5 protein-coding genes, 4 tRNA genes and 1 rRNA gene are annotated in these 5,294 nt (G+C 48.0%); 2 read left to right on the forward strand and 8 right to left on the reverse strand.

All coding sequences use genetic code 11. The annotated features are described in order from the left end of the window. From DES37_RS24945 to DES37_RS24965, 5 genes are all read right to left on the reverse strand, one after another. On the reverse strand, nucleotides 1-222 hold a 222-nt coding region (locus DES37_RS24945; RefSeq protein ID WP_000031665.1), incomplete at its 3' end, for a GTP-binding protein. 112 nt (nucleotides 223-334) lie between these two features. After that, nucleotides 335-410: transfer RNA gene (locus DES37_RS24950), tRNA-Thr, on the reverse strand. 6 nt (nucleotides 411-416) lie between these two features. Next, a tRNA-Gly gene (locus tag DES37_RS24955) sits at nucleotides 417-491 on the reverse strand. Nucleotides 492-605: 114 nt separating this feature from the next. Next, a tRNA-Tyr gene (locus DES37_RS24960) sits at nucleotides 606-690 on the reverse strand. 9 nt (nucleotides 691-699) lie between these two features. Continuing rightward, a tRNA-Thr gene (locus tag DES37_RS24965) sits at nucleotides 700-775 on the reverse strand. Between the two features lie 336 nt (nucleotides 776-1,111). Here DES37_RS24965 and DES37_RS24970 point away from each other — a divergent pair. Beyond that, complete coding sequence (locus tag DES37_RS24970; RefSeq protein ID WP_170123817.1) at nucleotides 1,112-1,609, forward strand: GNAT family N-acetyltransferase; 498 nt, start codon at nucleotides 1,112-1,114, stop codon at nucleotides 1,607-1,609. Nucleotides 1,610-1,836: 227 nt separating this feature from the next. Continuing rightward, nucleotides 1,837-2,763: a type I pantothenate kinase gene (gene coaA / locus DES37_RS24975; RefSeq protein ID WP_036103598.1), complete on the forward strand. Its 927-nt coding sequence runs from the start codon at nucleotides 1,837-1,839 to the stop codon at nucleotides 2,761-2,763. 32 nt (nucleotides 2,764-2,795) lie between these two features. On the opposite strand, the gene birA is transcribed toward coaA, so the two are convergent. From birA to rrf, 3 genes are all read right to left on the reverse strand, one after another. Continuing rightward, entirely contained in the window at nucleotides 2,796-3,758 is a 963-nt protein-coding gene (gene birA, locus DES37_RS24980) for a bifunctional biotin--[acetyl-CoA-carboxylase] ligase/biotin operon repressor BirA (protein WP_110028243.1), read from the reverse strand. Next, entirely contained in the window at nucleotides 3,755-4,783 is a 1,029-nt protein-coding gene (murB, locus tag DES37_RS24985) for a UDP-N-acetylmuramate dehydrogenase (protein WP_110028244.1), read from the reverse strand. The genes birA and murB overlap by 4 nt, the downstream gene beginning before the upstream one ends. A 238-nt stretch (nucleotides 4,784-5,021) precedes the next feature. Further along, nucleotides 5,022-5,137: ribosomal RNA gene (gene rrf / locus DES37_RS24990) — 5S ribosomal RNA — on the reverse strand. Nucleotides 5,138-5,294 lie beyond the last annotated feature (157 nt).

The following is a 5,294-nucleotide window of genomic DNA, read 5'->3' on the forward strand; positions in this document are numbered from 1 at the left end:
GGTCGGGGTATCGTATTCAACGTGAGAAGTGTTGATGGTGATACCACGTGCTTTTTCTTCCGGTGCGTTATCGATCTGGTCGAATGCGCGAGCGGCACCACCGTAGGTTTTTGCCAGAACAGTAGTGATTGCAGCAGTCAGGGTTGTTTTACCATGGTCAACGTGACCGATAGTACCGACGTTGACGTGCGGTTTTGTACGTTCAAACTTTTCTTTAGACATCGATTGTCCCTCTAAGACACGGATAAATCGGTGATATCACCACATCAACCAGGCATTAAGCCTGAATTAACAGAACCTTAAACAGAATAAAGCAGGGAGGGAGAATAAGAAGTGGTGCTGATAGGCAGATTCGAACTGCCGACCTCACCCTTACCAAGGGTGCGCTCTACCAACTGAGCTATATCAGCACATCTTGGAGCGGGCAGCGGGAATCGAACCCGCATCATCAGCTTGGAAGGCTGAGGTAATAGCCATTATACGATGCCCGCACACTGGAACTCGGCTACCTGATTTTTCTGTCGGAATTATGAGAGGATTTCTCTCAGCATTCGGGTCGCTTAATCTTTTAAACGCCCCGGGCAATACTTATGCATTGCCGAAATTGGTGGTGGGGGAAGGATTCGAACCTTCGAAGTCGATGACGGCAGATTTACAGTCTGCTCCCTTTGGCCGCTCGGGAACCCCACCCGAACTTGATGGTGCCGACTACCGGAATCGAACTGGTGACCTACTGATTACAAGTCAGTTGCTCTACCTACTGAGCTAAGTCGGCATCAAGTAGCGCGCATTCTAGGAACACATTCCCCGTGATGCAACAAAAAAATCGCATAAAATGTTCTATCGCTCACATTTTGCACTACACATCGCAATTATGACTACTTTTCAGCCTGAGGCGAACAAATATCCTTCAGTTTGTTAGCCATGATAATACTCCAGGGGTTACTCATTCTTTTTTCCCACGCATCATTGAAGTGCAATTTTTATACAACTGGCAGGCAATGGTGCAGAAAGATAGTTCGCAGATTGTTTCTTCGGCCCAATCCATGCATGAGATATGGATCACATTTTGCATTTCTCTGTTTGGTTATCTGTGATGGAGGTTAATGCCATGAAGATTATTCCGCTGAGCCCTACCATGCTATCAGTCTACAGCCAGCAACTATCCGAAGCACTGCCTGGCGCATTGAATACAACGCAATGCGTACCGGGGGAAGTGTCGGACATAAAAGATGCTATTAGCCGGGGACAATTACTCATGTGGATTGCCAGAGATGAGGAAGGCATTACAGGAGCAATTCAATTAAGGCTGGCACAAACTGACGATGCGATTAACCGTGCAGAGATTAATGCTCTGGTAGTACATCAACGTTGTCGCCGCAGAGGTATTGGCCGCCATCTGCTTGAGACACTGGAAAGTGCAGCACGGGCCCACAAGCGGGGGTTGATTTGCCTGGGAGCCAAAGCAGGCTCTGGTGCAGAGCTTTTTTATCGTGCTCAGGGTTACCGGTGCCTTGGCGAGCTACCGGACTATACGTTTTCTCAGCACAATGGGTTTTCATCTTCCATGATTTATTACAAACGACTGTTCGCTGCCGTGTCCCTCTGACGACTCAGCCGAAACGAAAAATGGATCTCAGGTGATGCTTTCCTCCTAAAGCATCACCTAAACTTATTTTTTCTTATTATTCGACGCCATCTGGTGATACCCTCCAGACCATTATCAAAATAACTTTTTCTCGGTGTGCCTTGTATCGGTCGCAGACTGGTTGGCTTTTTCAGTGCTGGAATTCGTTGCAATGATCAGGTACATAAGCGAAACAAGAGTATATGTGAATGACTCCTTATCTACAGTTTAACCGGAGCCAATGGGCTGCACTTCGTGATTCAGTTCCCATGACACTGACCGAAGGTGAGATTGCGCGGTTGAAAGGTATCAATGAAGACCTTTCAATGGAGGAAGTTGCTGAGATTTATTTACCACTTTCTCGTTTGCTTAACTTTTATATCAGTTCAAACCTGCGCCGTCAGGCTGTGCTTGAGCAATTTCTGGGAACCAATGGCCAGAGGATCCCTTATATCATCAGTATTGCCGGAAGTGTTGCGGTAGGGAAAAGCACTACAGCCCGTGTCTTGCAGGCGCTACTCAGCCGCTGGCCAGAACACCGCCGTGTAGAACTCATTACCACAGATGGTTTTTTACACCCTAATGAGGTGCTTAAAGAACGTGGTTTGATGAAAAAGAAAGGGTTCCCGGAATCCTATGATATGTACCGGCTGGTTAAATTTGTTTCTGAGCTGAAATCTGGTGCGCCGTCAGTCAGTGCCCCCGTCTATTCTCACCTCATTTATGATGTTATTCCTGATGGGGATAAAACCGTCTCACAACCCGATATATTAATTCTCGAAGGGTTGAATGTTTTGCAAAGTGGCATGGATTATCCTCATGCACCACACCATGTATTTGTTTCAGACTTCGTGGATTTTTCTATTTATGTTGATGCGCCGGAAGAGCTATTGCAAACCTGGTATATCAATCGTTTTCTGAAATTCCGTAAAGGCGCATTCACCGACCCGGATTCGTATTTTCATAATTACGCCCAATTGACAGAGCAGCAGGCTGTCAACGTCGCTACTCAATTATGGCAGGAAATCAATTGGTTAAACCTGAAAGAAAACATTCTGCCAACCAGAGAAAGAGCCAGTCTGATTCTGAGTAAAAGCAGTAATCATGCGGTTGAGCATGTAAGATTAAGAAAATAGATACGCCAAACAGGGGAGCCCTGCCCCCCTGTTTACATCACTCCACGCAATGAAATTTCACCGCCCATCCACGGCGTAATCATACCATTTTGCTCCAGCATCAATGCGCCCTGTTCATTAATACCCCGAGAGATCCCGGTAATTTCTCGCTCGCCAATAATGAGTTTCACGGGGCGGTTAATAAAGTTATCCAGTTTTTCCCAACGAGGCAAAAATGGTGTCAAACCATGGGCCTCAAAAATCAACAGTGCGTCCCGCAAGGCATTGATAAGATAAATTGCCAGTTGATTACGGTCGATTGAAACACCCGCCTCTTGCAGGCTGATCCACCCCTGATTAACAATGGTTGACTCAACATTACGCATTGTCAGATTGATCCCCGCACCACTGACGATATGCGCAGCATCACCTGTTTTCCCTGTTAGTTCAGTTAAGATGCCCGCAAGTTTTCGGTCATGAAGATAGAGGTCATTAGGCCATTTTACACGCACCTGATCTGCGCCCAGGGCATGAAGCACTTCTGCCATAATGATGCCAATCACCAGGCTCAGGCCTACAGCTGCCGCCGGGCCTTGCTCAAGTTTCCAGTACATGGAAAGATAGAGGTTGGCTCCGAATGGTGAAAACCACTGACGCCCCCGGCGCCCTCGCCCTGCCTGCTGGTATTCAGCAATACAAACATCACCAGAATTAAGAGAATCGATACGCTCAATGAGGTACTGGTTAGTTGAATCAATAACGGGGAGAACCGTCACGCTCCCTGCGGTGACACCCGCCTGCACAACATCAGCGCTAAGTAGCTGGATGGGCTCTGGCAGGCTGTAACCTTTGCCGGGTACGGTGAAAACGTCAATACCCCAATCGCGCAGTGTTTGAATATGCTTATTAATTGCTGCCCGGCTCATACCCAGGTGTTCGCCCAGTTGTTCTCCCGAGTGAAATTCACCGTCCGACAAAATAGAAATAAGCGTTAATGGTACTTTATTGTCCTTCATGCAATCGCCTCCACGGCACTGACTTCACCCTGACGACCAATGAAGCGCACTTCGGGTTCCAGCCATACATTGAATTTCTCACCGACCTTCTGACGCACGTTTCGGGCAAGGTTCACAACATCTTCGCTGGTTGCATTATTGGCATTAACCAGTACTAATGCCTGATTCTGATGCACTGCGGCTCCCCCCGCCTGGTAGCCTTTTAACCCACACTGGTCGATAAGCCACCCTGCGGCCAGTTTAACGGTGCCGTCTGTCTGGGGATAATGAGGTATTTTGGGGTAGTGTTGCAGCAGTTCATCTGCAGTTATTGCATCTACTACTGGGTTTTTGAAGAAACTGCCAGCATTACCCTGTACCGCCGGATCCGGTAATTTGGTACGGCGCATATGACACACTGCATCAAATATTTGCTGTGGTGTAACACTGTCTTTTGCCAGTTGTGCTAAATCACCATATGTAATTAATGGTACCCACTGCTTAGGCAGGCGAAAACCTACGGCAACAATGGCCATTCGGTCTTTATATTCATGTTTAAAAACGCTGTCCCGGTAGGCAAACTGGCACTCCTCTGCGCTCAGGCGCAGCACCTCACTGGTTTCCAGATTGATACAGTCGACGTAGGCGCACACATCTTTTACTTCGCGGCCATATGCCCCAATATTCTGGATAGGTGATGACCCAACACAGCCAGGTATTAGTGCAAGGTTTTCCAGGCCAGCGATACCCTTCTCCAGGGAAAACTCGACCAGATGGTGCCAGTTTTCACCGGCCCCAACATGCAGTAGCCAGTTATTGCTGTCTTCTTCAATGTGGATTCCGGCAATACGGTTAAGAATAACCGTGCCAGAAAAGTCATCGAGGAACAGGAGATTACTCCCTTCCCCTACGATTAAAGCAGGCTGCTGAGCGCCCTGCGCACTTTGCCAGGCAGAAACAATCTCTGCCGCTGAATTTGCAATAACGATATGCTGCGCGCAGACATCTATGCCAAAGGTATGAAATGGTTTTAACGTATTGCTCATGAACGCTCTTCCTGCTGACCGACAGCAATTAGTGTAACCGATTCATGGTGTAATGGCTTGTCACAAGAAGGATTTTGATACCAGCCAGATTGATAGCAGAAATACGGCTCAGACTCCTATCACGCAGAGTATTGCCTGAGTCTTGCTGCCCGAATGTATCCCTGAGGAGTGGCGCAGGGTTGAGTTGTCACAAAAGCAAAAAACCCCCAGCTTTCGCTGAGGGTTCTTCTTAATTGAAGCCTGGCAGTTCCCTACTCTCGCATGGGGAGACCCCACACTACCATCGGCGCTACGGCGTTTCACTTCTGAGTTCGGCATGGGGTCAGGTGGGACCACCGCGCTCTTGCCGCCAGGCATATTCTGTTTTATTCACCGCCTCACGGCCATGAATATTATCCGTTAACAAGCTAAAAATTTCGTCTCTCACACCAAAACATCTTTGGCGTTGTAAGGTTAAGCCTCACGGTTCATTAGTACCGGTTAGCTCAACGCATCGCTGCGCTTACACACC

Source organism: Mangrovibacter plantisponsor (genome assembly GCF_003182475.1).
Classification (GTDB): domain Bacteria; phylum Pseudomonadota; class Gammaproteobacteria; order Enterobacterales; family Enterobacteriaceae; genus Mangrovibacter; species Mangrovibacter plantisponsor.

Excerpts from the sequence above, each read along its gene's own strand:
- DES37_RS24970 (WP_170123817.1), top strand. The coding sequence starts at position 1,112 with ATGAAGATTATTCCGCTGAGCCCTACCATGCTATCAGTCTACAGCCAG.
- coaA (WP_036103598.1), top strand. The coding sequence starts at position 1,837 with ATGACTCCTTATCTACAGTTTAACCGGAGCCAATGGGCTGCACTTCGT.
- birA (WP_110028243.1), bottom strand. The coding sequence starts at position 3,758 with ATGAAGGACAATAAAGTACCATTAACGCTTATTTCTATTTTGTCGGAC.
- murB (WP_110028244.1), bottom strand. The coding sequence starts at position 4,783 with ATGAGCAATACGTTAAAACCATTTCATACCTTTGGCATAGATGTCTGC.